Annotated in this window: 1 protein-coding gene; it reads right to left on the bottom strand. The window is 34.1% G+C overall.

Translation table 11 applies throughout. The features are described 5' to 3' along the window. Positions 1–73 precede the first annotated feature (73 nt). Positions 74–478 carry a hypothetical protein gene (locus PVK62_RS17455; protein ID WP_274445647.1) on the bottom strand — a complete coding sequence of 135 codons (405 nt, stop codon included), beginning with the start codon at positions 476–478 and terminating at the stop codon, positions 74–76. Positions 479–716 lie beyond the last annotated feature (238 nt).

Raw genomic sequence — 716 nt, forward strand, 5'->3', positions numbered from 1 at the left:
ATAGTAGTAAACGTGTTATGCAGGCGTTATGTGCTTTTTTAGTTAATTTAATCACTTAAAAGGCTCTAAATCATTACTCGGTTTTTAGTTCTGAAATTTCGTCAGCACTAAGCTCAACTATTCTGACTTTAGAGTGACCTGAAATTTTTTCACATTTTACCACTACAGAACTTCCAGCTTTCAAAACGAAATATTTATTAGGGTATCCTTCTTGATAACTATTTTTGCATACAAAAGCAACGTTATAACGACCAGGTGGAACTGAAATTTGTGTTGTTCGTTTATCAATAACAACCCCTTCTCCAGGTACAACTACGTTTTCTATAATTGTAGAAAAAAGATCGACCCAGCTATTGAAAGGTTTAACTTCAATTTTTGCTAATTGGTTAGTTGGTATATTTTCGGGGTTATATATGACAGGAGACGCACTGCATCCAGTTAAAAGAAGAACTATAAAGGTCATTAGTAATTTTGACATGAGGTAATCTCTAAAATTAATTTAGTTAAATGCTAACATTGAGTTTGACGTCTAAATATATTGTTATCTTAATAGTAAGCAGAGCGTCGCAAATAATCGAAAATTACGTGCAACACATAACAAATGCATCAACACGATTTGCTACATTCGGCGTTGTCAGTTTGCCTTTAGTTTCAGTGATTAAGGCAGTAAAATTCAGCTAGGTCTGCATGGTAGCAAACGTGTTATGCAGGCGTTA

Origin of the sequence: Aliivibrio sp. S3MY1, from assembly GCF_028765575.1 — a bacterium.
Taxonomy (GTDB): domain Bacteria; phylum Pseudomonadota; class Gammaproteobacteria; order Enterobacterales; family Vibrionaceae; genus Aliivibrio.